We start from the raw sequence: 24,626 nt of genomic DNA, 5'->3' as shown, positions 1-24,626 counted from the left end.
TGGACAGTCGCGATCGTCTCAGCCGGCCCGCCCTCCTCAACAGTGGCGCGAAAGCCGCCTATCGCTAATATCCCGCCAGGGTCCGAAGTCTGATACTCGCCGGTGTTATGTCCGAGTGGCCCGGTAAGGTCATGACCCATGAGTGCGAACACCACTGACAGCCGGGCTACCCTCCTGGTCTGGAGCGCCCTGGCGATCGTGTACGTGGTGTGGGGCTCGACCTACCTCGGCATCAGGATCGCCATCGAGACCATGCCCCCGATGCTGAGCGGCGCGCTGCGGTTCGTGACGGCCGCGCTGCTGCTGGGCGGCTTCCTGATGATCAGGAAGGGCCTTGAGCCGTTCCGGGTGTCGTGGCGGCAGTTCTGCGGGGCGGGGCTCGTCGGCCTGCTCCTGCTGACCAGCGGCAACGGCATGGTCGCCGTGGCCGAGCAGCACATCTCCAGCGGCCTGGCCGCGCTGCTCGTGGCCTCCGTGCCGCTCTGGCTGGTCGTGTTCCGGATCATGGTCAGGGACCGGCCGGCCGTGCTGACGCTGGCGGGCGTGCTCGTCGGGTTCGGCGGCGTCGCCGCGCTGTCGGTGACCGGCGGCCAGTCGGTCGACACCACCGGGATCGTGGTGATCCTGGTCGCCTCGTTCTCGTGGTCGATCGGCTCCTTCCTGTCGGCGCGCATCCCCATGCCCGCCAACCCCTTCGCGGCCAGCACGATCGAGATGCTGGTCGGCGGGGCCGGCCTGGCCGTGACCGGCACCGCGCTCGGCGAACGGCTCGACCTGACGGCGATCTCCGGACGCTCCTGGATGGCGCTGGCCTACCTGGTGCTGGTCGGGTCGCTGGTCGGCTTCACCGCCTACACCTGGCTGCTGGGGAACGCGCCGATCTCGCTGGTGTCCACATACGCGTACGTCAACCCGGTCGTCGCCGTGATCCTCGGCGTGCTGATCGTGAACGAGCACGTCACCCCGCAGATCATCGCCGGGGGCGCGGTGATCCTGGTCGGCGTCGCCCTGGTGGTCTCCACCGAGCGACGCGCCAGGACCAGGGCCGCGGCCCTCGCCCAAGAGGTCAGCGCCTAACCGCGGAACTCCTTGGCCGCGGCGAGGAAGGCGTCGTTGGCCTCGGGGTCGCCGATGGAGACCCGGGCCCCCTCCCCCGCGAACGGCCGCACGGCCACGCCCTCCACCGCGCAGGCGGCGGCGAAGTCGAGGGTGCGCTCGCCGAGGCGCAGCCAGACGAAGTTCGCCTCGGTCGGCGGCACCGTCCAGCCCTGCTCGATCAGCGACTCGCGGACGCGGCTGCGCTCCTTGACCACCCGCTCGACCCGCTCCAGCAGCTCGTCCTCGGCCTTGAGGGAGGCGACGGCGGCGATCTGCGCGAGGTGGTTGACGGCGAACGGGATGATCGTCTTGCGGACGGCCGCCGCCACCGGCTCGGGCCCGATCAGGTAGCCGACCCGCAGGCCCGCCAGCCCGTACGCCTTGGAGAACGTGCGCAGGACGCAGACGTTCGGGCGGTCGCGGTAGAGCGTCAGGCCGTCGGGGACGTCCTCGTCGCGGACGTACTCGCGGTAGGCCTCGTCCAGCACCACGAGCACGTTCTCCGGCACGCGGTCGAGGAAGGACAGCAGCGCGTCGCGGCGGATCGCGGTGCCGGTGGGGTTGTTGGGGTTGCACACGAAGACCATGCGGGTACGGTCGTTGATCGCCTCCGCCATGGCGTCCAGGTCGTGGTCCTCGCCCGCGAGCGGCACCTGGACGGACGTCACCCCGGACAGGTCCGCCAGCAGCGGGTACGCCTCGAACGACCGCCACGCGTAGACGACCTCGACGCCGGGCTCGCCGACCGACTCGAACAACTGCTGGGCGACGGTGACCGAGCCCGCGCCGAGCGCGATGTGCTCGAACGGCACGTCGTACCGCTCGGCGATGGCCTCGGTCAGCTTGACCGCGCCGGGGTCGGGATAGCGGTTGATCTGACGGGCGCCCTCGGCGACTGCCTCCACCACGGAAGGCAGCGGGTCGTAGGGGGATTCGTTCGAGGACAGCTTGTACGACCGGCCGTCGGCGGAGACCACGGCCTTGCCCGGCTTGTAGGGGGGCATGGTGTCCAGGATGTGGCGGAAACGAGGCATACAACTACCTTAGGCCAGGCGCTTCATCAGCACCGGGACGGGAGCGGGTGGCGGCGTTCCCAGCGGGTCTCGCCGTCGTGGACGAGGTCGGTGGCGTGCAGACCGGCGCGGGCGGCGACGGCGGCGGAGGCTGCGTGGTCGGGGTGGACGTGGGCGACGACCGTGCCGATGCCCTGGGCGTCGCACCAGGCGACCAGGGCGCGGGCGGCCTCGGCGGCCAGGCCCCGGCCCTGCCACGGCACCCCGATCACCCAGGCGATCTCGGCCGTCCCTTCGTCGACGGTCGCCTGCACGTAGCCGGTCAGGCGGCCGTCGGCGCGCAGGCGCAGCACCCAGTTGTGCCAGCCGGACGGGCCCGCGACCAGGCGTTCGTAGCGGGCGCGCAACTCCTGCTCAGTGGCGGGGACGCCGCCGATGAACTCGTGCAGGCGCTGGTCGGCGAGCACGGCCGCCATCTCCGCGGCATGCTCCACTCGCAGGGGCACGAGGGCCAGGCGAGGGGTCTCGATGACGTCCGCGGCGCGGTCCGGGTGGGAGGTCATTCCTGCAGCATAGGGGGGTGGAGGAGTTCGGCCGGGCCGCGGCGGTAGAGCTTGGCGGGGCGGCCGCCGTCTCTGGTGGTGGTGGCGCCCGTCTCCACCAGGAAGCCCTCGGCCTTGGTGACCTTCCGGTGGAAGTTACGGGGATCGAGGGGGCGGCCCCAGACGATCTCGTACACCCGGCGCAGGTCCGCGACGGTGAACTCCGGCGGGCAGAAGGCCGCGCCCAGGGACGTGTACTCCAGCTTGGCCCGGGCCCGATCGACCCCGTCGAGCATGATGCGGCGGTGGTCGAAGGCCATGACGTTCAGCGCCGCGACCGGCTGCCAGCTCATGTGCGCCTTCTCCGAGGCCGGCAGGTCGGGGGCCAGGCCCAGGTAGGCGACGCTCAGGACGCGCTGACGCGGGTCGCGGTCGGGGTATCCGTACGTCTGGAGCTGCTCCAGGTGCACCGGGGCGCCCGGGAGGCCGGCGCGCTCGGCGAGGACGCGGTGGGCGGCGGCCGGCAGGTCCTCGTCGAGCTGGATGAAGCCGCCGGGCAGCGACCATCGGCGCAGGAACGGCGGGTTGTCGCGCCGCCACACCAGAGCGCTGAGAGCATGGTTGCGTACGGTGAGCACGACCAGGTCGACGCTGACCGGGATGCTCGGGACCATGGACGGCACGTTACACGGAGTCCCGTCTGCCCTATGCGGATATGCGTACGTGGAGCGGCGTCGTGGCCTGCTTACCCGACGCCCCCTTGATCCCTATCTTGACCCATTCCCCGGGCGGCACCTGGGTCCAGTCGAACGGCACCCAGGCCGTCGCCATCCGGGCGGGGTGCTCGTCCAGCGGGTCCTTGTCCAGCCAGCCGACGGCCGAGACCACCAGCTCCTTGGTGCCGCCGGACCATTCGAGCAGGACCGTGCTGCCGTCGAGGTTGTAGCCGCGCACCTCGACGCCGTCCTGGGGGTCGCGGGGCCGCCTGATGGCGTCCACGGCGATCGGGCGCTGCCAGTCGGAGGCGATCTCGTCCTGGAGCGAGGGGTCGCCGCAGGTCATGAAGTCGCTCCACATGTAGGAGACGATCTTCTGGACGTACCGGCCGGCCATCGTGACGGCCTGGTCGAGGCGCTTCTTGTCGGTCTGGCCGCGGGTGCCCTGCGGGGCGCACGGCTGCTTGCCGGACGGCTCGAACGCCTCCACGTTCGCCCACAGCTCCACCTCGTGACCGGCCTGGAGCATCTCGTCGCGCGCCTTGGCCATCTCCCGGTAGTAGTCGCGGGTCGAGCCGTGGTACGCGGTGCCGTACGCGGCCTCGCCCACTACCGGACGCAGCCGGTCGTCCACCTCGGTGTCGCGCTCGTCCGGCCAGAACAGGCCGACCTTGCCCGTCCCGCGGCTGTCCTGCGGGGCGATGATGCCGACACCGGTCCTTGCCAGCGCCTTGAACGCCTCGGCCACCTGCGCCGGCGTCTGGCCGAAGCCGACCCGCTTGCGTGCGTCAAGGTACGGGCTGATCAGGATCGGTTTGCCCAGCTCCTGCTCCACGATCCGGTGCTGGTCGGCGTACACCTCAAGGGTGGGATTGGTGGCCAGCGTGGCGCCCATCTGCACCTCGAACGGCTGGTAGACGCCGCCCAGCGCCTGCCGGTCGGCGAAGCGCACGCCGTAGTCCTGGAGGATGCGCCGGGTCAGCGTGGTGAGGGTGCCGATGTGCCGCTTGTTCGCCCTGGTCGGCGTCGCGGGGTCGCGCGGGGCGAGCGGCAGCGCGGGGAACACCCGCATGCCGAACTGGTCGGCCAGATCGAGCAGCTCCTTCAGGCTGTCCTTGGCCGAGCCGGCCACCAGGATCATGTCGTAGGAGGTGGCCTTCTTGCTGAAGTCGCAGGTGGAGTCGTCGGAGCCGTCGGGCGGGGTGACCATGCGGTAGTAGATCCGGTCGCCGACCTTGACCCGGTGTTCCATCTTGGGGCAGCGGAACAGGTCGTCGCCGAACGCCTCGTCGGTGCGGTAGACGTACGTGCGCCCGACCCGGTTGCCGGGGTTGGCCTTCCTCAGGTCCTGCTCAAGCGCGTCGCGGCAGCTCAGGCCGTCTTCCTCGCACGCCTTGTACAGCGGGTCGAGCGAGCCGTCCTTCGCCAGCACCTCGCCGGTGTCGGAGACGCCGCGGAACTGCAGGCCGTACCCGATCCTGATGATCGTGTCGCCGCCGGCGCGGTGGATCTCCTGGAGCTGGTGACGCCAGGTGCAGGGGTTCGACTTCGGCGTGATCCAGTAGCCGGTGACGGCGTAGAAGTTCTTGGTGGTGGTGTCGAACGTTCCACAGGGGTCGGTGAACTCCTTGACCTTCGGCGGCGGCGGCTTCGACACCGTCCTGGACGGCTTCGGCGTGCTCGACGAGGACGCGACCGGCCGCTCGGACGACGACGGGAAAAGGATGATCACCACCGCGACCACGGCCAGGACGGCTGCGCCCACGAGCAGGAAGAGCCATCGCACGTTCAGGAACCTACCGCTCTCGTGATCTGCCAGAGATAAACCGCTATCGCGTGATACCGGCCCATGCCTCAAGCTGGGACACGAACCGCTTGGCAGAGTTCGGCCAGTGGTGGTTCGCGCGGGCCGCCGCGTAACCGCGAGCGCCCTGCGCCCGCCGTTCGCGCACGTCGTCCCGCAGCGTCAGCACCGCCTGCGCGACGGCCTTGGGGTCCTCCCAGGGCACCACGACCCCGCTGTCGTACCGCTCCACCAGCTCGACCGCGCGCGGCGACGGCGTCGTGATGACCGGGATGCCGTGCGCCATGTACTCAATGATCTTGGTGGGCATCGAGTGCCGGTAATTGGGCTCGTCGTGCAACAGCGACAGCCCGGCCAGCGCACCGTCGAGCCGCTTGAGCGCCTCGTCGTTGGGCATGAAGTCGCGCCACTCCAGCAGGCCGTCGGCGACGGCCTGGTTGAGCATGGGACGGCTCTGCGGATCGGCGTACCCGATCAACTCCACCGCCACCCGGTACGGCTGGAGCAGCTTGGCCACCTCGACGGCCTCGAACACGCCGCGCGCCCGCGACAACCATCCGAGATAGACCACCCGGTCGTCGCCCGGAGGCGTCACCGAGTCCGGCACCCACGTCTCGTTCGGCACGATCAGATGGGCGTGCTTGAACCGGCCCGCGTAGGCGGTCTCGGCCAGCAGCAGGTTCATGTGCCGCTCGGCCGTGCCCTCCAGCATGCGGGCGAAGAAGCGCACCGGCGGGCGCAGGAACGAGGGCAGCCACGGCTTGAGCGAGAGCGTCGCCGGGGTGTCCTCGTGCACGTCCCACACCACGGGCGGCCGGTTGCGCACGCCCCAGACCGCGAACAGCAGCTCGGGGTCGTGGATCAGGACCAGGTCGACCTTGTTCCGCATGCGCTTGAACAGCCGCCGGGCAGCCCAGACGGCCGCCATGCGTTTGCGCTGGGCGGCCCTGGGCAGATCGACCCCGTTGACCCATGGACGCGGTACGACCCCGTGCGCCGTGAAAGAGGCGGCATACGTGACCTCATGACCGGCATCCACGAGGGCACGGATCTGCCGATGCAGAATTCTCGCGTCCTCGGGGTTATGCACCACCGTCATGACGAGCACGTGCACTGCGCGCAGCCCTCCGTCGCTACAGCCGCTCGACGCGTTCACCCTCGGTGAGCACACCGCGGGTGTCCAGCACGAGCTTGGCCTTAGCCTCGACCATGGCCAGATCGAACGCGGCGTGCTGCTGCAACAGCAGCGACACGTCGGCGTTGACCACGGCCTCGGTCAGGTTCTCTTCCCGTGGCACCGGAGTACCGTCGACCGACCACTCCTTGACGTACGGATCGGCGAACGAGAGCTCGGCCCCCAGCTCCAGCAGCGCACGCGCCACAGGCAGAGCCGGAGTTTCCCGTTCGTCGGCGATATCCGGTTTGTACGTGACGCCGAGCATAACCACTCGGGCGCCGTTCACGGGCTTCTTATGTCTGTTCAGCAGTCGCTGGACGCGGGCCACCACGTAGGACGGCATGCGCTCGTTGATCTCCTGGGCCAGCTCCACGAACCTGAACGGGTACCCGAGCTTGCGCACGGTGTACGACAGGTACGAGGGGTCCACGGGGATGCAGTGACCACCGACGCCCGGCCCCGGCAGGAACTTCTGGAAGCCGAACGGCTTGGTGGCCGCGGCCTCGATCGACTCCCACAGGTTGATGCCGAGCTCGTCGCAGAAGATCGCCATCTCGTTGACGAGGGCGATGTTGACGTGCCGGTAGGTGTTCTCCAGCAGCTTGGCCATCTCGGCCTCGCGGGTGCCGCTGACCGGCACCACCTGCTCGATGAACTGCTTGTAGAACGCCGTCGCCCGGTCGCGGCAGACCGGCGTGTAGCCGCCCACGACCTTCGGGGTGTTCTTGAGCCCGAACTTCGGGTTGCCCGGGTCGATGCGCTCGGGCGAGAAGGCCAGGTGGAAGTCCACGCCGGCGGCTAGGCCCGACTGCTCCAGCAGCGGGCGGGCCACCTCGTCGGTGGTGCCGGGCCAGGTGGTCGACTCAAGGACGACGAGCGTGCCCTTGCTGAGGTTGCGGGCGACGGTCTGGGTCGCGCCCTCGACCGCGGACAGGTCGGGACGGTGGTCCTCGTCCAGCGGGGTGGGAACGCAGATGACGATCGTGTTGCTTCTGGCCAGCACGGACTCGTCCAGCGTCGCGCTGAATCCGTTCGCCAGCATGTGATCGAGGTCAGCGTCGGTCAGGTCATCGATGTAGGACTGCCCGGCGTTGAGCGCGTCGACCTTCCGGGGGTCCACGTCCACGCCGACGACCCGGAGCCCGGCGGCGACCGCTTCCTTCGCGAGCGGCATGCCGACGTAGCCCAGGCCGATGACAGCCAAGTCGATTTCTGTCACAGCAGTGCCTTCGAGAGCCGGAAACAACACTTCATGGTCGCAAAGGTTATCTCAAGTCCACCTAGCTCACGCCTAATGCGACCGAACCCGTCACAACGTACAGGCAACGTGGAGGTCATCTTTCGGCAAGCGATCGGTATAGAGCTTGATAAGTCTCGGCAACGCGACTCCACGTCCGCTTCGCCGCGACTTCGGCCCGTCCGGCCTCGCCCATCTCCGAGCGCCTGGCCGGGTCCTCGCGGAGGCCGGCGATCGCCTTGGCCAGCTCGGCCGGGTCGCCCGCCGGGACCAGCAGGCCGGCCCCGTCGGAGCCGACCAGCTCCGACAGCGCGGGCAGGTCGCTGAGCACCACCGGCTTGCCGAGCGCCATCGCCTCGACGGGCTTCAGGGGCGTGACGAGCCGGCAGACCCGCAGGTCCTCGCGCGGGCAGGCGAAGATGTCGATGGCGTCCTGGGCCTGCAGCGCCTCGTCGGGGCCGACCCGTCCGGGCAGGACGGCGTCGCGCAGCCCGAGCTCCTCGACCAGGGCGAGCAGGTTCTCCCGCTCGGCGCCGTCGCCCACGATGAGCACCCGCACCGGCGTGCGCTCGTCGCGCAGCAGCGCGGCGGCGCGCAGCAGGGTCGCGAAGCCCTCGTAGGCCACGATGCTGGACACCGAGCCGACCACGATCTCGCCGGGGGCGATGCCGTACGCGTCGCGGAAGGACGCGCCGTCGTAGTGGGCCGACAGCAGGGTGTCGTCGACGGCGTTGGGCGCCAGGTGGATGCGCTCCCTGGGCACGCCCCGCTCGACGATCTCCGTGGCCATCGTCTCGGCCAGCGTGACGACCGCGTCGGCCTCGCGCATGAGGAACGCCTCGCGCTCGCGCTGGAGCACGTGCCGCTGGCTGCCGACCCGGATCGGGTCGCGCGAGGCCCACGTCTCCTCCAGGAAGCCGCGTACCTCGTAGACGAAGGGGGTGCCGGTCCGGTCGCGGACGGCGTGGGCGACCGAGCCGTTGCGGTGGTCGGTGGCGGCGTGCAGGACCTGCGGCCGCAGCTGCTCGACCAGGCGGGTGACGCCCTCGGCGCCCTTGACCATGCGGCCGCGCATCTCGAACGGCACCTCGCCGTGCCCGTCGGGCAGCAGGCGGTAGTACGGGATGCCGTCGATCTCCTCGTGCGGGGGCGCGTCGGCGTGGCCCTGGAGCATCGGCCAGCCCCAGCTCGTCACCACGTGCGGGTCGAGCCCGGCCGCCTTCTGGGAGGAGACGATCCGGTGGGTGCGCACGGTGTAACCGGCCTGCGTGTACGGCAGCGCGTTGGTGACCAGGTGCAGCACGCGACCCGCGACGCGCTCACCGATGGCGATCTTCGGCGCGGGCGGGATCGGGTCGGGGCTGATGGCGGCCAGCTCACCGCGGTAGTAGGCGGCCCTGCGCTTGACGAAGGGGTACTTCGTGTGCGCGTCGAGCACGTCGGCGGCCTCGGAGACCCGGCCGGCGTCCCAGTGGGCCTTGGCCTCGTTCCACGGCGCCTTGATCATGCGCATGCCGAGCTTGCGGACCATGCGCCGGGCGCCACGGGCGGCGGGCCAGGCCACGCTGCCGACGATCGGGCGGAGCTTGGGCGGGAGCGCGTCGGCGGCTGCCTGCGCCACGCGGACGGGGTCGGACTTGACCTTCGTCACGACGACGCGGGAAACGATGACGGGGTGCTGGACGAAGCCTTTGAGAAGTCCCCCGACGCCGGCCCGGGCGGACTTCGCGGAAACCTTGGAGGAGTCTTGACGACTGGCGTCGGATGCCACGCTGGGACCGTACCATAGGCAGCGTTTTTTCCCTTCCGCTATGAAAGGCGAGGTCAATGAGGGAGAACCCCCTGGTCCTGCACGTTTTGGGTGCTCGTCCCAATTTCGTGAAAGCGGCCCCGGTGGTGCGTGCACTCGGTGAACTCGGCGTACGGCAGGGCATCATCCACACCGGGCAGCACTACGACGCGCTGATGTCGGACGTCTTCTTCGCCGACCTCGGGCTGCCCGAGCCGGTGGCCAACCTGGCGGTGGGCTCCGGCACGCACGCCAGGCAGACCGCGGCCCTGCTCGTGGGCCTGGAGGACGTCTTCGTCGCCCAGGAGCCCGACCTCGTCGTGGTCTACGGCGACGTGAACTCGACGCTGGCCGCGATCCTGGTCGCCGCCAAGCTCGGCATCAGGACCGCGCACGTCGAGGCCGGGCTGCGCTCGTTCGACCGGGGCATGCCCGAGGAGGTCAACCGGGTCGTCACCGACGCGCTGGCCGACCTGCTGTTCGTCACCTCGCCCGAGGCCCTGGCCTACCTGGCGTCGGAGGGCGTTCCGCCCGCGAAGGTGCATCTGGTGGGCAACCCGATGATCGACAGCCTGTTCGCCGCGTTGCCCTCGCTGGACCCGGCGCCCGTGGTGGCGCGGCTGGGCCTGCCGGCCCGGTACGCCGTGGCGACCCTGCACCGCCCGGCCAACGTGGACACGGCCGAGGCCGCCAGGGAGCTGGTCGAGGCCGTGCTGGAGGTGTCGCGGCGGACGCCGGTCGTGGTGCCGGTGCACCCGCGCGGCAAGGCGCGGCTGGCCGAGGCGGGCCTGGTGGACGGTGACACGATCAAGGTCATCGAGCCGCTGGGTTATGTGGACTTCCTCTCACTCGTCCGGGGCGCGGCGCTGGTCGTCACCGACTCCGGCGGTGTGCAGGAGGAGACGACCATGCTGGGCGTCCCCTGCCTGACGCTGCGGCCCAACACCGAGCGGCCGATCACGATCACGCACGGCACGAACCGCCTGGTCACGCCCGCGCTGCTGCCCGCCGCGGCGGAGAAGGCGCTCGCCGACGGGGCCGCCACACCGGCCGGCGAGCTGCCGGTGATGTGGGACGGCAAGGCCGGTCCGCGCATCGCGACGGTGATCGCGGCGTGGCTGAAGGGCGACAACCTGGCCCCTGCTTCCCAGGCCAAACGCCCCGAATAGCGGCTGAATCCGCCGTACTATGACATACCTCCGCTGAGCGATAGGCGTATCACCATGGCCGAAAACCCTGAGCCCCCCGCATTCCAGCGACTGGGTCCCGTCAACTGGCTGCCCGAGGAGCGCAAGCTCGTCGAGCGGTACGAGACCGAGGTCAGGGAGCTGCGGCGGCGGCTGGAGATCGCCGAGGCCAAGGCCGCGTACGCCGGCTGGAAGCTGGAGGCCACCCAGGCCAAGCGCACGTTCAAGCTGGGCGAGGCCCTGGGCTCGAAGAGCCCGGGGAAGATCGTCGAGGCGGTCAGGTCGAAGGACAGGGCCCCCAAACCGCCCATGCCGGTCACCGAGGCCGTCGAGCTGGCCAACCACCGGCCCCCGCTGGTCGAGGTGCCCACGGCGAAGTGGCCGCTCGGCCCGGTCAACCGCCCCGACCTCAAGGTCGCGGTGATCCTGGACGACTTCTCCAGGATGGCCTTCAGGTACGAGTGGGACCAGATCGAGTTCGGCCTCAAGGACTGGCCGGAGATCTTCGCCGAGAAGCGCCCCGACCTGCTGTTCTGCGAGTCGGCCTGGCACGGCAACCAGGGCCGCTGGCGCTACCAGATGACCGGCACGAACGCCCCCAAGGACCCGCTGCGCGACCTGGTCGCCTGGTGCCGCTCCGAGGGCATCCCGACGGTCTTCTGGAACAAGGAGGACCCGCCGAACTTCGACTTCTTCATCGACACGGCCAAGCTGTTCGACTACGTGTTCACCTGTGACGGCGACATGGTGCCGAAGTACCGCGAGGTGCTGGGCCACGACCGGGTCGACGTGCTGCAGTTCGCCGCCCAGCCGCGGGTGCACAACCCGATCCAGCAGAAGCAGGGCCGCCTGCACGACGTCGTCTTCGCCGGCATGTACTTCCGCGACAAGCACCCCGAGCGCCGCGAGCAGATGGAGACCGTGCTCGACCCGGTGCGCGAGCTGGGCCTGCACATCTTCGCCCGCAACGGCGAGGTGGACGAGAAGTACGCCTGGCCGGAGAAGTACCGGCCGCACATCGTGGGCGAGCTGCCCTACGACCAGATGCTGGCCGCGTACCGGATGTACAAGGTCTTCCTCAACGTCAACTCGGTGCTCGACTCGCCGACCATGTGCGCCCGCCGCGTCTTCGAGCTGTCCGCGTGCGCGACCCCGGTGGTGACGGGGTGGTCGCGGGCGATCGAGGAGACGTTCGGCGGGCTGATCCCGATCGCGCGGGAGCCGGTCGAGTCGTACAACCAGGTGCTGCACCTGATCAACAGCCCCGAGCTGCGGGCCAGGATGGGCCACCTGGCCATGCGGGAGGTCTTCGACAAGCACCTGTTCTCGCACCGGGTGGACCAGATCCTGCAGAATCTCGGCCACGCCACCGCGCCCCGGTCGCGTTCGATCTCGGTCGTGCTGCCGACCAACCGGGCCGCGCAGATCGAGCACGCGATCTCGTCCGTGGCCCGGCAGCTGCACCGGCCGCTACAGCTGATCATGGTCCTGCACGGGCTGGACATCGACCCGGTGGTCGTGGCCGACAAGGCGCGCATGGCCGGCATCACGGACGTCGTGGTCCTGCCCGCCGCCCCGGAGCTCTCACTCGGCGCCTGCATGAACCTGGGCATCGCCGCCGCCGAGGGCGACCTGATCGCCAAGATGGACGACGACAACCTCTACGGCGAGCACTACCTGTCGGACCTCGTGCGCGCGTTCGACTACTCCGACGCCGAGCTGGTCGGCAAGGGGGCGCACTACGCGTACTTCGAGGGGAGCAACACCACCATGCTCCGCCTGCCCGGCCTGGAGCACCGGTACTCCTTCCTCGTCCAGGGCGGCACGTTCCTCGGCAAGGCGGACATGTTCCGCTCGTACGGCTTCGCGGACATCACGCGGGGGGAGGACACGCACCTGGTACGCCGGCTGAAGGAGGACTCCGTCAAGATCTACTCGGCGGACCGCTTCAACTTCGTCTACTGGCGCAGCGCCGACGCCTCCATGCACACCTGGCAGGCCGACCACATCAAGCTGACCCGCAACGCGCAGTTCTCCTTCGTCGGCCGCCCGGACGACCACGTGCTCATCTGAGACTCAGCGGGTGACGCGGGCCAGGTTCTGGTCGGCGAGGCGGGCGAGCTCGTACAGGCCGGCCGCCTTCACCTTCTGGCCGACGACGAGCATGCTCATGATCAGGTGGGCCCGCCTGATCACGACCGACCCGATCTGGGCGCGCTTGTCGCCGCCGGAGGCCGTCGTCAGGTACGCCCGCGACTCGTCGCCCTTGGCCGGCATGGCCAGCTTCTCGGTGCGGTAGGTCACGTCCGCGCCCTCGACGGTCGCCTTGTACAGGGCGCACTGCGGCGGCAGCGGCGCGGGCATCGACGCCTCCGGCATCGACACGACGGCCTGCGTGATCGAGCCGCGCGCGGCGGAGAAGGCGATCACGGCGGCGGGCGCGCGGGCGACCTCCGGCTTGGCCGCGTCGAGCTGGGCGGCCCCGGCGCACTCCGGACGTTCCAGCTTGGCCTGCTGGATGGCGGCCAGCCCCTCCTGGGTGGACTTGAGCGAGCCGAACGCCCCCATCTCCGGCCCGTACGCGATGCGCATGCCCTTGGGCACGGGCAGCAGGGCGGATCGCAACCTGGCGGCCTCCACCGCCGAGGAGGACGCGGAGGGCTGCGCCGACCCGGCGGCCTGGTCACCGGCCTCGCCGGAGGAACATCCGGCGAGGACCATCATGCTCAGACATACCCCCGAAATAGCCTTAAGCACGAATTCTCCCCTTGCTCTAGCGGCTTTTTGGAAAACGCTAGAGGAGGCGGCGAGTAAGGAGCCGAGTAACGTCGCTATTCGCGGGATTCAGCGGGTTCGCGAGGGATTTCGGGTTCGCTGCCGTTCCCGCTTCGTCCATGAGGTTCGGCGCCGTTCCGAGGTTCGGCGCCGTTCCGGCCTCCGCCGTCGAGCAGCGCCCTGGCCAGGCCGAGCCCGGTGCCGCCGAGCGTGAGAGCCTTGGCCAGAAGCTCCTCCACGCCCTGGGCGCCGTTCAGCACGACCATGTGGTCCACGTTCCCGAACGCCTTCGCGCCCGCCTCGACGACCTCCGGCCAGCGTTCGGCGAGCTGCTGGGCGATGACCGCCTCCTGGTTCTCCTTCAGCGCCTCGGCCCGCGCCCTGATCGCCTCGGCCTCCGCCAGGCCCAGCGCCCTGGCCGCCTGCGCCTCGGCCAGCCCGCGCGCCTGGGCGGCCTGGGCCTCCGCCTCACCGGCGATCTTGGTGGCCGCACCGGCCGCCTCGCCGCGCAGCCGTACGGACTCGGCCTCGGCCGCGGCGGCCAGCTTGACCTGGCTCGCCTGGGCGCCGGCGCGCAGCTCGGTCTCCTGGGCCTCGGCCTGGGCCTGGGCGATCCGGGCGTCCCGGTCGGCCTGCGCCAGCGTGACGGTCTCGTACGCCTTGGCGTCGGCGGGCTTGCGCACCTGCGACTGGAGCCGCTGCTCGGCGAGCTGGGCCTCCAGCTCGGCGGCCCTGGTCTCCTGGACGACGACCTCCTGCCGGGCACTGGCCTCCGACAGCGGCCCCGACTGCCGGGCCGTGGCCTGGGCCCGGTCGATCTCGGCCTGGTAGGCGGCCCGCTTGATCTGCGCGTCACGCTGGGCCGCGGCCTTGTTCGCCTCGGCGATCTGCTCGGCCTCCGTGGCCTCCTGGTCGCGCTGGGCCTGGGCGATGCGGGCGACGGCGGCGACCCTGGCGGCGTGCGGCTTGCCGAGGTTGGCGATGTAGCCGGTCTCGTCGTCGATCTCCTGGATCTGCAGCGAGTCGACGATCAGCCCGAGCTTGCTCATCTCGTCGGCGGCCGAGGCCCTGGTCTCGCTGGTCAGGCGTTCGCGGTTGAGTATCAGGTCCTCGATGGTGAGGTTGCCGATGATCGAGCGCAGGTGCCCGGTGAACAGCTCGTGGATCGCGCTGGTCATGAAGTCCTGCTGGTCGAGGAAGCGGCGGGCGGCGTTGGCGATCGAGGACAGGTCGTCGCCGACCTTGTAGATGACCACGCCGCGGATGTGCACGGGGATGCCCTGCTGGGTGACGCAGGAGACCTGGAGGTTGGCGGCCCTGGTGTCCAGGCGCAGCCGCCGGGCGGCCTGGAAGCCGGGGAGCACGGCCGCGCCCTTCCCTGTGATGATCTTGAAGCCGAGGCTGTCGACGCCCTCGCCGCGCCGACGCGCCCCGAGGCCGGAGATGATCAGCGCCTCGTTGGGCTCGGCGACCCGCCAGACGGCTTTGAACAGCAGGATCACGATGACGACCGCGACGACCACGGCTGCGGCGACGATGAAGACCTCGGGGGACATCGGCCCTCCCTAGACGAGTGCTCTGGCCACGTAAACCGTCCGCGGGGGGAAGTACTCCACCACGACGACGATGGTTCCGAGGCCGAACTCCTCGTCGGGCACGCTGGGATGGGCGTAGAAGGCCTCCACCCCGCCCCTGACCGGGACCATGACCTCGCCGACGAGCCCAGGGCCGATCTTTCCGGTGACCCTGCCCTGCTTGCCGACCACCGCGCTCCCCCCGCTCACTTCTCTTCCGGACGCTACTCCAAATGGGCATTCGCGGTAATAGGCCACGCAAAATGTTTCTCGAACCGCTGCGCGCCCCTGTGGGGCTTTTGGCCGAAGTGCCGATGATCGCCCTCATGAGCATGAATCCGCGCGACCTCGGGATGGATGTGCCCATTTCCCGCCGGGACTTGTTCGACGGGATAACGGTGAGCGCTCTGGGATGCTCGGCGGCGAAAGCCGTTGTCAATGTGACGGAACCGGTCGGCGGGCTGCGCGGGGACACCGCTCAGGCGGTCGCCGTGCCGCACGCGCTGCGCGACGGCCGTTTCTGGCGGCACGCGGGCCCGCCCGAGCCCACCGGCGAGAGCTACGACCTCGTGGTGGTGGGCGGCGGTCGCAGCGGCCTCAGCGCGGCCGAGGAGTGGCTGCGCGGACGTCCGGGGGCCCGCGTGCTCGTGCTGGACAATCGCGACCCCGGTGAGCACGGCGGCCCGGCGGGGTTCGACGCGCGCCCGGCCGTACGGGTGATGTGCGACAGGGAGAGCTTCGGGGCCGACACCCTGGTCCCGGCCGGCCGGCTGGAGGACCTGCCGCTGCCCGCGCGGGCCGTCGGCGACCTGCGCAGGTTGCGCGACGACCCGCCCGACTGGTTCCCCGGCCTGTCGCAGGAGGACAAGCAGGAGCGCCTGGCCGGGCTGACCTACTCCCGGTTCCTGCTGGAGGTCTGCGGCGCGCACCCCGACGCGGAACGCTTCTGCCGGACGCTGCCGTGCGCCGAGCGGGCCTACGACGGCCGGGCGCTCGGCGCGGTGGACGCCTGGGCCGCCGGATATCCGGGGTTCGGCGGCCTCGGGCTCGACAAGCCCTCGCGGTACGCCTCGGCCGCCGGGCCCCTGACCGGGAGCCTCAGGGCCGGGCGGGCGTCGCTGCGGCCGTCCAGCCCGGTGGTGTCGGTGCGGCACGGGCACGCGTCCGTGGTCGTCGCCTACTTCGACGGGCATCGGCTCAGGACCGTCGGCGCCGAGTCGGTGATCATGGCCTGCTGGAGCGCGGTCGTGCCGCACCTCGTGCCCGACCTGCCCGAGCAGCAGCGGCGGGCGTTGGGCCAGGCGGCCCGGCTGCCGGTCCTGGAGGCGACCGTACGGCTGCGCGGCGGACGGGCGCCGACCGGCCGCACCCGGTGGACGGGCGCGTTCTGGTGCCTGAGCGAGCCCGCTCCCGAAGGGCTGCGCCTGCTGGCCACGCCCTGCCGGTCGGAGCTGGGACCCGTCGCGGGGGCGGCTGCGGGCAGGCGGGAGATGATGGCGACGCCGTACGACCGGCTGGCGGACGGCGTGCGCGACCAGGTGACGCGGCTGCTGGGCCCCCGGACGGGCATCGAGGCGATCACCGTCCACCGCTGGGGGCACGGGCGGCCGGTGGCGTACTGCCGGCCCTGGCACCCCTTCCACCCCGACGGTCCCTACCCCGCCGACGTCGCCCGCAGGCGGTTCGGCCGGATCGCCATCGCCGGGTCGGACACCGAACCGGCGGCCGGCGCCGACGCGGCGGTGGTGGCCGCGCGCAGGGCCGTGCGGGAACTCACCGCGTGAGGCCCTGGCTGCGGGTCTTCCTGGGCGGCCTGGTCCTGTGGGCGGCCACGGTCGCCGTCACGGCCTGGACGGCCAACTCCAACCTCGTGCCGACCGTCGTGCTGTTCGGCAGCTTCCTGATCCCGGTGACGTTCGTGGTGTGGGCGCACGGGCGCGACCGCTCGCCGGTGGTCACGGTCGAGCTGCAGTTCAGGGCGTTCGTGGTCGGCGGCGTGCTCGGGGTGCTCGGCGCGTCGCTGCTGGAGAGCTGGCTGATCAGGCCCTCACTCCTCATGTACGCGCTGGTCGGCCTCATCGAGGAGGGTGTGAAGCTGGCCGCGCTGATGTACGTCACCCGGCACGCGGTCCGGCGCTCGCCCAAGGACGGCGTGGTGCTCGGCGCGACGGTCGGCTTCGGCTTCGCCGCCTTCGAGAGCTCCGGCTACGCCTTCAACGCCCTGTTCACCGCCGACGGCCTGTCGCTGGCGCAGCTCGTCGAGACCGAGATCCTGAGGGGCATCCTGGCCCCCGTGGGCCACGGCCTGTGGACCGCGATACTCGGCGGCGTGCTGTTCGCCGCCCACGGACGCCTCACCGGGCACGTCGTGTGGTGCTACCTCGGCGTCTCGCTGCTGCACGCGCTCTGGGACTCGATGAGCGCCATCGCCATCGCGATCACGCTGGTCCTGACCGGGCGGGCCTGGCAGTTCGAGCTGCTGCGGATCGGCCGGGTCCCGCACGTGAGCGAGTGGCAGGTGCACGTGTACACGCTGGTGGACTGGGCCGGGCTCATCGTGATCTCGCTGGTCGCGCTGGTCTGGCTCTGGCGGGTGCTGCACGCGGGCCGCCGGGAGACCGAGATCAGGCCCCAATAATCACGGTAATCATCCTGTTCCTCCCACTGCGCCGGAACCATAAACGGTGCTAGTCTCCTGTGCGATCTTCCGGAGGTGTATTTACACAAGGTGTGGAAATGCCCCCGACTCGAGGTTGGGACATGGGCTCGCGAAACCGGTCAATTCGGTTCAAGATCTTTTTATTGCTGCTGCTACCCCTCCTGTCTCTCAGTGCGCTGTGGGGTTTCGTCCTCAACCTGACCATGGGCGACGCACAGTCACTCCTCCGGGCCGACACGCTCTACGAGACGCTCGGCGTCACCTCCACCGACCTGGGCGTACAGCTCCAGGCCGAACGGGTGCGCTCCGCGGAGGCGCTCACCACCCGTGAACTCACCGAGGACCTGGGCGCGCAGCGGGCCCGCACCGACAGCGCGGCGGCCGACTTCGAGGAGGCCGTCACCGAGGCGGGCGACGCGATCGGCGACGACCTCCGGATACCGCTCGAAGCCCTGACCTCCCACCTCGACCGGCTCAGCTCCATCCGCGCCGACATCGACGGCGGCCTCAGCTCCCGCCTGGCCGGCCTGGACGCCTACAACCAGGTGCTCGACACCGTCTTCTCGCTCTACGACCACCTGATCTCCGTCTCCGACCTCAGCGTCTTCCAGCAGGCCTCCTCGTTGCAGGCCATGGGCGGCGCCAGGGAGTACATCGCCAGGGAGCACGCCCTCATCGTCGGCGCCCTGGTGGACAGGCGGCTGACCGAGCCCGAGCGGTCGGCCTTCACCGAGTACGCCGCCTCCAGGAAGTTCCTGCACGCCCGCGGCCTGGCCGGGCTCGACGTGCCGCTGCGCAGGCCGTACGAGCAGGTGTTCGCGTCCCAGCCGTTCCTCACGTTCGCCTCGATGGAGGCCAGGGTCGTCAAGACCGGGACGCCGCCCGCCGACGCCGAGGCGTGGAAGAGCGCGGTGGACCGGCTCACCACCGAATTGGACCGCGACAGCGCGGCCGCCGCCAAGGCGCTGGCCGCCCGGACCGCGAAGGGCGCGACCGGCACGATCGTCAAGATCGCCGTCGCGGGCGGCCTCGGGTTGATAGCGGTGCTCGCGTCGATCATCATCTCTGTACGCTTCGGTCGGCGCCTGGCGGGCGAGCTCTACGGGCTGCGCACCGCCGCGATCGAGCTGGCGGAGGTGCGCCTGCCCGACGTCGTGGACAGGCTGCGCAAGGGCGAGGACGTTGACGTGCGGAAGGAGGCCAGGGCCATCAGGGTGAGCGGATCGGCGGAGATCACCGACGTGGGCAGGGCCTTCGCCTCCGTGCAGCGCACGGCGGTGACGGCGGCCGTCGGGCAGGCCGCGCTGCGCCGCGGGGTCGGCCAGGTCTTCCTCAACCTCGCCAGGCGCAAGCAGGGCCTGCTGCACCGGCAGCTCGGCCTGCTCGACGGCATGCAGCGCCGCACGCACGACCCCGACCGGCTGGAGGAGCTCTTCCGCCTCGACCACCTGACCACCCGCATGCGTCGGCACGCCGAGAGCCTGATGATCCTGTCCGGGTCGGCCCCCGCGCGGGCCTGGCGCAGACCGGTGCCCGTGATCGACATCGTCCGGGCCGCGGTCGCCGAGGTCGAGGACTACACGAGGGTCAACGTCGAGGCCATGCCGGACGGCGCTGTCGACGGCGGGTCCGCGGCCGACCTCACGCACCTCGTGGCCGAACTGGTCGAGAACGCCACCATCTACTCACCGCCGGACACCGTGGTCCAGATCCGCGGCGACCTGGTCAGCAACGGCTATGCCATCGAGATCGAGGACAAGGGGCTCGGGCTGTCGGCGGTCGAGTACGCCGCGACCAACAAGCTGCTGGCCGCGCCGCCCGAGTTCGACCTGGCCGACAGCGACCGGCTCGGCCTGTTCGTGGTGGCCAGGCTGGCCGAACGCCACGGCGTCAAGGTCCAGCTCCGCCGCTCGCCCTACGGCGGCACCGCGGCCATCGTGCTCGTCCCCCGCTCGCTGGTGACCGAGCCGGCCGCGCTGACCGCGGGCGGCGGCGACGACCGGCCGCAGGAGCTGCCGAGCCGTACGAAGAAGGCGCTCGCGGTGGTCACCTCGGGCACCCACGCCGGACTGCCCAGGCGCGTGCGCCAGGCGAACCTGGCGCCGCAGCTCAAGGACGAACCGCCGGAGCCGGAGCCGCAGACCGAACGCTCTCCCGACGAGGTACGCGACCTGTTCTCCGCGTTCCAACGGGGAACCCAACGTGCCCGAGAAGAAGCCTCTGAGGAGGAGCCCATGAGCAAGGGGGACGCATGACTGCGCAAACCACCAACACCGGTGAGCTGAACTGGCTGCTCGACGACCTGGCAACCAGGGTCGCCGCCGTCCGCCAGGCGGTCATCCTTTCCACCGACGGCCTGGCCGTCGGGTACTCCAAGGGATTGACCCGCGAGGACGCCGAGCACCTGTCGGCCGTGGCTGCGGGCTTCCAGAGCCTGGCCCGGGGCACCGGACGCCATTTCGGCGGCGGCGACGTGCGCCAGACCATCGTGGAGATGGAGAGCGCGTTCCTGTTCGTCACCGCGGCCGGACAGGGCACCTGCCTGGCCGTGATCGCGGAGGCGAACGTCGACGTCGGGCACATCGCGTACGAGATGGCGATGCTGGTCAAGCGGGTGGGCCAGCACATCACCACCAACCCGCGCGCGGGAACGGCATGACCGACGCCCCCCGCTGGTACGACGAGGAGGCCGGGCCCGTCGTCCGGCCCTTCGCCCTCATCCGGGGCCGGACGCGTTCGTCGGGCGACGCCTTCGACCTCGTCTCGACCGTGCGCGCGCTCGCCGACCAGGCGGACGACCTCGGTCCGGAACAGCAGCTCATCCTGCGGGCGGCGCGGAGCCCGATCTCCGTGGCCGACCTGGCCGTCGAGCTCGACCTGCCCGTAGGCGTCGTCCGGGTGCTGCTCGGCGACATGCGTGACCACGGCCTCATCTCGGTGACGTCGCCCTCGGCAACGGGGTCGCGTTCCAATGAGCGCATTCTCAAGGAAGTGATCAATGGACTCCGTGCTCTCTGAGGACCCCGTCGCGCTGAAGATCCTCATCGCGGGCGGGTTCGGCGTCGGCAAGACCACCCTGGTCGGGTCGATCAGCGAGATCAAGCCGCTGCGCACGGAAGAGGTGCTCTCCGACCGCGGGATCGGGGTCGACGACCTCGACGGCGTGGAGGGCAAGACGACCACCACCGTGGCGATGGACTTCGGCCGCATCACGATCCGCGACGGACTGGTCGTCTACCTGTTCGGCACGCCCGGCCAGGAACGGTTCTGGTTCATGTGGGACGAGCTGTCCTACGGCGCGCTGGGCGCGGTCGTGATCGCCGACACCCGGCGGCTGACCGACTGCTTCCCGTCGGTGGACTACTTCGAGCAGCGCGGCACGCCGTTCGTCGTCGCCGTCAACTGCTTCGAGGGCACCGCCCAGCACAGCGTGGACGATGTGCGCATCGCCCTGGACCTCGACGACGACGTCCCCGTGATGCTGTGCGACGTGCGGCGCAGGGCCTCGGCCAAGGAAGTGATGATCACTCTGGTCGAGCACTCCCTGCGGACGCTCACCGCCGCGAACTAGCGCGCGGCCCGTCGCCGGGCTACAGCGCGCGCAGCCCGTTGATCACCTCGCGGAGCAGGCTCTCCGTCGGGGTGGCGGTCTTGTCGCGCGGCGGGCGCACGTCGATCAGGTCGTACTCCAGCAGGTCGCCGAGCAGCACGCGGATCACGCCCACGGGCAGCCCGAGCTCCGAGGCGACCTCGGCGACCGGCCTGGACCGGCCGGACAGGCAGCCCATCAGCCGCCGGTGCTGGCCGCTCAGCTCGGCCTTGGCCGGCGCGGGCCGTCCCGTCGAGACGACGGTCGCCAGCAGATCGAGGGCCGGGGACGAGGGCCTGGTGCGCCCCCGCGCCACGGCGTACGGCCGGACGACGGGCCCGGCCTCCTCGTCAACCCACTCGTGCTCGCGGCTCACGGTCGGGAACCCCCATCCTGGTCGCTGTCCTGCCGCCCCCGCTGCCATCCGGACTGGAGTGAGGAGAGCAGCGCCCTGGCCTCCTCAGGGGAACGCTCCTCCGCCACGGGAACCGGGGACGCCGGCACGGGAGAGGGCGCCTGCCTGAGCCGCTGCCGCTGCGGCAGGTTCGTCTGCCGTTCGCGGCGTGGCAGCTCGGGATCCTCGACCGCGGCGGGTCCCGCGCGCTTGCTGGTACGGACCCGGCGCGGCAGCTCGCCCGGCCCGGTCATCTCCCCCGCGTCCATCGGCCGGTCGGCCCGGAGGACGGAGACGGGCTCGAACTCCAGCGGGCGCGCCGGGGTCGTCATGGGCTCGACCAGCGATCCCGGCACGAGCACGATGGCGGTCGTGCCGCCGTACGGGGACAGCTTGAGCGTCACCTTGATGCCGTGCCTGGCGGCCAGCATGCCGACCACCGCGAACCCCAGCCGCTCGGTCTGCGCGGGGTCGAACTCGGGCGGGCTGGCCAGCCGGTCGTTGATGACCCTGCGGGTCTCCTCGTCCATGCCGAGGCCGCGGTCCTCGATCTCGACCGCGAAGCCCCTGCCGACCATCTCACCGCGCACCGAGACCTCGTTGGCGGGCGAGGAGAACGACGTCGCGTTCTCGATCAGCTCGGCGAACAGGTGCATGAGGTCGGCCACGGCCGAGCCGGACACGCCGCACTCGGGCATCGGGTAGACGCGGACCCGGGTGTACTCCTCGACCTGGGCGGCGGCGCCGCTCAGCACGTCCTCGACCGGGATGACGCCGCGCCACCTGCGGCCCGCCGTGCCGCCCGACAGCAGCACCAGGCCCTCGGCGTGGCGGCGCATGCGGGTGGTCAGGTGGTCGAGCCGGAACAGGCGCTCCAGGGCCTCGGGCTCCTCGGTCTGGCGCTGCATCTCGTCCAGCATCCGGAGCTGGCGCTGGAGCAGCGACTGGCTGCGCCTGGCCAGGTTCCGCAGCGCCTCGGCCACGCCCTCGCGCAGCCTGGCCTGCTCGACGGCGGCGTCCACGGCGGTGCTCTGCACGCTGTCGAAGGCCGCGGCGAGGTCGGCGACCTCGCTGGTGGCGTCGCCGCCGACCTTGATGGGCGGCGCCTCGGACTCGATGTCCACCCGCTCGCCGGTACGCAGCTTCGCCACCACGTCGGGGAGCCTGACCTCGGCCAGGTCCAGCGCCGTACGGCGGAGCGTGGCCAGCTCCCTGGTGATCCTGCGGCCCACCCGGACGGAGATGAAGATCGAGAAGGCCACCGCGATGAGCCCCAGCGCGCCGGCGATCGCGGCCCTGACCACGATGACCACGCCGGCCGGCTGCATCCGGTTCAGCAGCTTCTCACCGGTGCCCCAGACGGCCTCGCTGTATTCCTTGAGCACCTGGTCGGCGATGCCGCGCCACAGGTCCATGTCCGCCGGCTGGCCCGCGACGAAGCTCCGCAGCAGGCTCTCCATGGTGATGTACCTGGAGGAGTAGAACAGCTTCTCGAACGGCGCCCGCAGCTCGGTGTCGAGGTTGGCCAGCGCCTTCGGGAACAGGAACGTGCGGGTGCCGTCGATGCCGGCCAGCAGGTGCACGTCGTGCATCGAGGGACGGCCGTTGGAGCCGACGAGCAGGGCGTTCTCGCGGCTGAGCAGCTCGCGCACCTCGTCTGCCGCGATCAGGCCGTGGGCCTGGAGGGAGAGTTCGAGATCGGTGCTGACGGTCAGCCTGGAGTACAGCAGGTGGACCTCGTCGGAGACCTTGGCGTACTCGGTGACCAAGTTGCCGGGGGTGAGCCGGCGCTCGTCGACCTTGCGTCTGACCTCGGGGAGCCGGTCCACGGTCTCCAGCACGACCTGGAACTGCTTCTTCATGTCCTCGGTCATGGCCGACTGGACGTCCTCCGCCAGGCCCTGCTCGCGCAGGGTCTTCCTGCTGGCGTCCACCTTGGCGCGGGCCTTGGACAGGGCCGCCTGCTCGGTCGCCGTGCCCGCGACGCGTTCGGCGGAGGCCAGGCGTTCGGTCTGGAGGCTGGAGACCAGGTCGTCGGCGTTGTTGATCACGCTCCCCCAGATCGCATCGATCTTGAAGAGGTTCAGCGCCTCACCCGTGGTCGTGCTCGCGGCGAAGCCCCAGAGCGCGACCAGGGAGATCAAGGGGATGACGAGCAGCGTCGAGATCTTGAATCGGATGGATCTGCCCGATGCCATGACACCTGCTCCCGCATAGAAGATCGCGGGAGAGAATAGCATCGAAACAGACGGGATTAAGATCGACTAGCGATAAATCTGTGATATGTCGGGAAATTTGCGTCTACAGGGTGCTTCGGGGCGCGGGGCGGGGCCCACGTGAGCCACAGCGCCCACGCCGCCAGCAGGCCGAGCAACGACACCTCGGCGCCCAGCAGCAGCCGCTCGACCAGCCCGATCATGACCCGCTCCCCCGGCAGGGCCACGTACGTGATCGCCAGCAGCCCGAACCCGCCCGCCAGGGCCACCCACTCCACGGCCCGCGCGACGGGCTTCCAGTGGATGTCCGCGGTCAGCCTGGGCACCAGCAGGGCCCCGGCGGCCGGGAGGCTCACGAACGCGGCGATCGACACGTACCGGTGAACCTGGGCCGCGAGGTCGAGATCGAGGCCGAGGGGGACGGTCGGGATGACCGCCACCACGACCAGCGCCGCCGACCACACGATGAGCAACTTCTCCGGCAACCCCCGGATCGGCGCCCCCATCCTCCTCAGCGCGGCCAGCAGCGCGAGCGACCCGATCCCGAGCACCGCCATCGCGACCTCCGTGACGCCCCCGCGGTCGGTCACGGCGTACTCGCTGATGGTCACGTTCATGGGGTCGAGGTAGGGGTCGGGCCCGAAGTGACCGACCAGGATCGCGACCACCGAGAACACGATCGATGCACAGGCGATCAGGGGGTAGAGCCTCGCCGGGGTCATGAGGGCCCTCAGGCTCACGCTCCAGGGCGCTCTCGCGACTCTCACTCTGCTGTTCGGCACTGCGGTCATGTGCCCAACTCTCCCGCGCCCAGGCGTGGCGGCACATCAGGCGCCGCCCCCGACCCGTCCCTGAC

General features: G+C 70.6%; 22 protein-coding genes. 9 read left to right on the top strand and 13 right to left on the bottom strand.

Translation table 11 applies throughout. The annotated features are described in order from the left end of the window. The first annotated feature begins 138 nt into the window (after positions 1–138). Positions 139–1,077 carry an EamA family transporter gene (locus ACIA8R_RS03370; protein WP_397036281.1) on the top strand — a complete coding sequence of 313 codons (939 nt, stop codon included), beginning with the start codon at positions 139–141 and terminating at the stop codon, positions 1,075–1,077. Here ACIA8R_RS03370 and hisC read toward each other — a convergent pair. The 7 genes from hisC to ACIA8R_RS03335 all read right to left on the bottom strand — a co-directional run bounded on the left by hisC (position 1,074) and on the right by ACIA8R_RS03335 (position 9,238). After that, on the bottom strand, positions 1,074–2,132 hold the full coding sequence (hisC, locus tag ACIA8R_RS03365; RefSeq protein ID WP_364083039.1) for a histidinol-phosphate transaminase: 1,059 nt from the start codon (positions 2,130–2,132) through the stop codon (positions 1,074–1,076). The two genes, ACIA8R_RS03370 and hisC, sit on opposite strands and share 4 nt — an antisense overlap. Positions 2,133–2,158: 26 nt before the next feature. Further along, entirely contained in the window at positions 2,159–2,674 is a 516-nt protein-coding gene (locus ACIA8R_RS03360; RefSeq protein WP_364083042.1) for a GNAT family N-acetyltransferase, read from the bottom strand. Further along, positions 2,671–3,327 carry an NUDIX hydrolase gene (locus ACIA8R_RS03355; RefSeq protein ID WP_397036279.1) on the bottom strand — a complete coding sequence of 219 codons (657 nt, stop codon included), beginning with the start codon at positions 3,325–3,327 and terminating at the stop codon, positions 2,671–2,673. The genes ACIA8R_RS03360 and ACIA8R_RS03355 overlap by 4 nt, the downstream gene beginning before the upstream one ends. Before the next feature lie 31 nt (positions 3,328–3,358). Beyond that, positions 3,359–5,155 carry a DUF4434 domain-containing protein gene (locus ACIA8R_RS03350; RefSeq protein ID WP_364083046.1) on the bottom strand — a complete coding sequence of 599 codons (1,797 nt, stop codon included), beginning with the start codon at positions 5,153–5,155 and terminating at the stop codon, positions 3,359–3,361. Between the two features lie 43 nt (positions 5,156–5,198). Next, the gene (locus ACIA8R_RS03345; RefSeq protein WP_357692839.1) at positions 5,199–6,287 is read right to left on the bottom strand and encodes a glycosyltransferase; all 1,089 of its coding nucleotides are present in this window, start codon (positions 6,285–6,287) and stop codon (positions 5,199–5,201) included. A gap of 19 nt (positions 6,288–6,306) precedes the next feature. Beyond that, on the bottom strand, positions 6,307–7,569 hold the full coding sequence (locus ACIA8R_RS03340; protein ID WP_357692841.1) for a nucleotide sugar dehydrogenase: 1,263 nt from the start codon (positions 7,567–7,569) through the stop codon (positions 6,307–6,309). A 115-nt stretch (positions 7,570–7,684) separates the two neighbouring features. Continuing rightward, positions 7,685–9,238 carry a glycosyltransferase family 4 protein gene (locus ACIA8R_RS03335; RefSeq protein WP_357692843.1) on the bottom strand — a complete coding sequence of 518 codons (1,554 nt, stop codon included), beginning with the start codon at positions 9,236–9,238 and terminating at the stop codon, positions 7,685–7,687. A 176-nt stretch (positions 9,239–9,414) separates the two neighbouring features. Between ACIA8R_RS03335 and wecB the strand changes: the two genes are divergently transcribed. Both wecB and ACIA8R_RS03325 read left to right on the top strand, forming a co-directional pair. Beyond that, the gene (gene wecB / locus ACIA8R_RS03330; RefSeq protein ID WP_357692845.1) at positions 9,415–10,545 is read left to right on the top strand and encodes a non-hydrolyzing UDP-N-acetylglucosamine 2-epimerase; all 1,131 of its coding nucleotides are present in this window, start codon (positions 9,415–9,417) and stop codon (positions 10,543–10,545) included. Between the two features lie 54 nt (positions 10,546–10,599). Further along, positions 10,600–12,636 (top strand): glycosyltransferase, encoded by a 2,037-nt coding sequence (locus tag ACIA8R_RS03325; protein ID WP_357692847.1) that lies wholly within the window; start codon positions 10,600–10,602, stop codon positions 12,634–12,636. Positions 12,637–12,639: 3 nt separating this feature from the next. Here the strand turns inward: ACIA8R_RS03325 and ACIA8R_RS03320 are convergent, their stop codons facing one another. The 3 genes from ACIA8R_RS03320 to ACIA8R_RS03310 form a co-directional block, all read right to left on the bottom strand. Further along, positions 12,640–13,287, bottom strand: coding sequence for a hypothetical protein (locus ACIA8R_RS03320; RefSeq protein ID WP_364083054.1), 648 nt, complete (start codon positions 13,285–13,287; stop codon positions 12,640–12,642). A gap of 107 nt (positions 13,288–13,394) precedes the next feature. Continuing rightward, positions 13,395–14,894 (bottom strand): SPFH domain-containing protein, encoded by a 1,500-nt coding sequence (locus tag ACIA8R_RS03315; RefSeq protein WP_357692851.1) that lies wholly within the window; start codon positions 14,892–14,894, stop codon positions 13,395–13,397. A 9-nt stretch (positions 14,895–14,903) separates the two neighbouring features. Next, positions 14,904–15,122, bottom strand: coding sequence for a hypothetical protein (locus ACIA8R_RS03310; protein ID WP_357692853.1), 219 nt, complete (start codon positions 15,120–15,122; stop codon positions 14,904–14,906). A 230-nt stretch (positions 15,123–15,352) separates the two neighbouring features. On the opposite strand from ACIA8R_RS03310, the gene ACIA8R_RS03305 reads away from it, so the two are divergent. The 6 genes from ACIA8R_RS03305 to ACIA8R_RS03280 all read left to right on the top strand — a co-directional run bounded on the left by ACIA8R_RS03305 (position 15,353) and on the right by ACIA8R_RS03280 (position 21,142). Next, complete coding sequence (locus ACIA8R_RS03305; protein WP_397036275.1) at positions 15,353–16,696, top strand: hypothetical protein; 1,344 nt, start codon at positions 15,353–15,355, stop codon at positions 16,694–16,696. Further along, the gene (locus ACIA8R_RS03300) at positions 16,693–17,550 is read left to right on the top strand and encodes a PrsW family intramembrane metalloprotease (protein ID WP_397036274.1); all 858 of its coding nucleotides are present in this window, start codon (positions 16,693–16,695) and stop codon (positions 17,548–17,550) included. Before ACIA8R_RS03305 ends, ACIA8R_RS03300 begins: the two co-directional genes overlap by 4 nt. 164 nt (positions 17,551–17,714) lie before the next feature. After that, the gene (locus tag ACIA8R_RS03295; RefSeq protein WP_357692859.1) at positions 17,715–19,826 is read left to right on the top strand and encodes a nitrate- and nitrite sensing domain-containing protein; all 2,112 of its coding nucleotides are present in this window, start codon (positions 17,715–17,717) and stop codon (positions 19,824–19,826) included. Beyond that, a complete protein-coding gene (locus tag ACIA8R_RS03290) occupies positions 19,823–20,230 on the top strand; it encodes a roadblock/LC7 domain-containing protein (RefSeq protein ID WP_357692861.1) in 408 nt (135 codons plus the stop codon). The genes ACIA8R_RS03295 and ACIA8R_RS03290 overlap by 4 nt, the downstream gene beginning before the upstream one ends. Continuing rightward, positions 20,227–20,589, top strand: coding sequence for a DUF742 domain-containing protein (locus tag ACIA8R_RS03285; protein ID WP_364083067.1), 363 nt, complete (start codon positions 20,227–20,229; stop codon positions 20,587–20,589). Before ACIA8R_RS03290 ends, ACIA8R_RS03285 begins: the two co-directional genes overlap by 4 nt. Then, the gene (locus ACIA8R_RS03280; protein WP_357692865.1) at positions 20,570–21,142 is read left to right on the top strand and encodes an ATP/GTP-binding protein; all 573 of its coding nucleotides are present in this window, start codon (positions 20,570–20,572) and stop codon (positions 21,140–21,142) included. Before ACIA8R_RS03285 ends, ACIA8R_RS03280 begins: the two co-directional genes overlap by 20 nt. Positions 21,143–21,161: 19 nt before the next feature. Here the strand turns inward: ACIA8R_RS03280 and ACIA8R_RS03275 are convergent, their stop codons facing one another. From ACIA8R_RS03275 to ACIA8R_RS03265, 3 genes are read right to left on the bottom strand one after another with little or no spacing between them, the layout of a single operon-like run. Then, positions 21,162–21,536, bottom strand: a complete 375-nt coding sequence (locus ACIA8R_RS03275; protein WP_357692867.1) for a DUF742 domain-containing protein — start codon at positions 21,534–21,536, stop codon at positions 21,162–21,164. Beyond that, entirely contained in the window at positions 21,533–23,752 is a 2,220-nt protein-coding gene (locus tag ACIA8R_RS03270; RefSeq protein ID WP_397036272.1) for a nitrate- and nitrite sensing domain-containing protein, read from the bottom strand. Before ACIA8R_RS03270 ends, ACIA8R_RS03275 begins: the two co-directional genes overlap by 4 nt. A 56-nt stretch (positions 23,753–23,808) precedes the next feature. Further along, positions 23,809–24,492, bottom strand: a complete 684-nt coding sequence (locus ACIA8R_RS03265; RefSeq protein WP_397036271.1) for a DUF998 domain-containing protein — start codon at positions 24,490–24,492, stop codon at positions 23,809–23,811. Positions 24,493–24,626: the final 134 nt, after the last annotated feature.

Source organism: Nonomuraea sp. NPDC051191 (genome assembly GCF_044455665.1).
In the GTDB taxonomy this organism is placed as follows: Bacteria; Actinomycetota; Actinomycetes; order Streptosporangiales; family Streptosporangiaceae; genus Nonomuraea.
Note: the sequence above shows the minus strand (reverse complement) of the source record. Positions and strands in the feature narration are given on the sequence as shown.

Bases quoted from the DNA above. Each gene is read 5' to 3' on its own strand.
- ACIA8R_RS03370 (WP_397036281.1), top strand. From the start codon at position 139: ATGAGTGCGAACACCACTGACAGCCGGGCTACCCTCCTGGTCTGGAGC.
- hisC (WP_364083039.1), bottom strand. From the start codon at position 2,132: ATGCCTCGTTTCCGCCACATCCTGGACACCATGCCCCCCTACAAGCCG.
- ACIA8R_RS03360 (WP_364083042.1), bottom strand. From the start codon at position 2,674: ATGACCTCCCACCCGGACCGCGCCGCGGACGTCATCGAGACCCCTCGC.
- ACIA8R_RS03355 (WP_397036279.1), bottom strand. From the start codon at position 3,327: ATGGTCCCGAGCATCCCGGTCAGCGTCGACCTGGTCGTGCTCACCGTA.
- wecB (WP_357692845.1), top strand. From the start codon at position 9,415: ATGAGGGAGAACCCCCTGGTCCTGCACGTTTTGGGTGCTCGTCCCAAT.
- ACIA8R_RS03325 (WP_357692847.1), top strand. From the start codon at position 10,600: ATGGCCGAAAACCCTGAGCCCCCCGCATTCCAGCGACTGGGTCCCGTC.
- ACIA8R_RS03320 (WP_364083054.1), bottom strand. From the start codon at position 13,287: ATGATGGTCCTCGCCGGATGTTCCTCCGGCGAGGCCGGTGACCAGGCC.
- ACIA8R_RS03315 (WP_357692851.1), bottom strand. From the start codon at position 14,894: ATGTCCCCCGAGGTCTTCATCGTCGCCGCAGCCGTGGTCGTCGCGGTC.
- ACIA8R_RS03290 (WP_357692861.1), top strand. From the start codon at position 19,823: ATGACTGCGCAAACCACCAACACCGGTGAGCTGAACTGGCTGCTCGAC.
- ACIA8R_RS03285 (WP_364083067.1), top strand. From the start codon at position 20,227: ATGACCGACGCCCCCCGCTGGTACGACGAGGAGGCCGGGCCCGTCGTC.
- ACIA8R_RS03280 (WP_357692865.1), top strand. From the start codon at position 20,570: ATGGACTCCGTGCTCTCTGAGGACCCCGTCGCGCTGAAGATCCTCATC.
- ACIA8R_RS03270 (WP_397036272.1), bottom strand. From the start codon at position 23,752: ATGGCATCGGGCAGATCCATCCGATTCAAGATCTCGACGCTGCTCGTC.
- ACIA8R_RS03265 (WP_397036271.1), bottom strand. From the start codon at position 24,492: ATGACCCCGGCGAGGCTCTACCCCCTGATCGCCTGTGCATCGATCGTG.